This window comes from Mitsuaria sp. TWR114, from assembly GCF_007997345.1.
The window spans coordinates 1-715 of the sequence record NZ_VOSR01000249.1 but is presented as its reverse complement, the minus strand read 5'-3'; the positions used below and the strand labels follow the sequence as shown (position 1 = coordinate 715).

The following is a 715-nucleotide window of genomic DNA, read 5'->3' as shown; positions in this document are numbered from 1 at the left end:
GCAAGGGCTTCGCGGTGGTGGCGTCGGAGGTGCGCGCGCTGGCCGGCCGCAGCGCCGAGGCGGCCAAGGAGATCAAGACGCTGATCGGCACCAGCGTCGAGCGCGTCGAGCAGGGCTCCGGGCTGGTGGCCGAGGCGGGCGCGACGATGGACGAGATCGTCTCGGCCATCGGGCGCGTCACCGACGTCGTCGGCGAGATCAGCAGCGCGACGCGCGAGCAGTCGCAGGGCGTCCACCAGGTCGGCGAGGCGGTCAGCCAGATGGACCAGGTGACGCAGCAGAACGCCGCGCTGGTGGAGGAATCCGCGGCCGCCGCCGAAAGCCTGCGGCAGCAGGCCGACGCGCTGGTGCAGTCGGTGGCGCGGTTCCGGCTGGGGTAAGTCCGCCGCACGGACGGGGCCGCCCCGTCGCGCGCCGAAGGCGCTGAAGGCCGTCAGCGCGGCCCGTCGGTCACGGCGCGGCGACGGCCACGACGACCTTGCCGAGGTGCCGTCCGTCGAGCAGGTCGATCAGGCCGCGGGGCGCGAGTTCGAGCCCGTCGATGACGTGCTCGAGCGCCCGGACCTCGCCCGCCGCGATGGCGGCAAGCATCTCGCGCTGGAAGGCCTTGAAGCGTGACAGCCCTTCGCCGTAATGGTCCAGCACGATGAAGCCTTCCATGCGGACGCGCTTCTGCAGCAGCGTCGCGAGCAGCGCCGGCCGCCGGTCCTGCGCC

General features: G+C 73.4%; 1 protein-coding gene and 1 pseudogene. One reads left to right on the top strand and one right to left on the bottom strand.

What is annotated here, in order from left to right:
• A partial coding sequence (locus FUT87_RS10820) for a methyl-accepting chemotaxis protein (protein WP_255511766.1) occupies window positions 1-380 on the top strand: 380 nt, incomplete at its 5' end.
• A gap of 70 nt (window positions 381-450) precedes the next feature.
• Here FUT87_RS10820 and FUT87_RS28630 read toward each other — a convergent pair.
• Window positions 451-715 (bottom strand): annotated as a pseudogene (locus FUT87_RS28630) (NADP-dependent oxidoreductase); the annotation flags it as partial.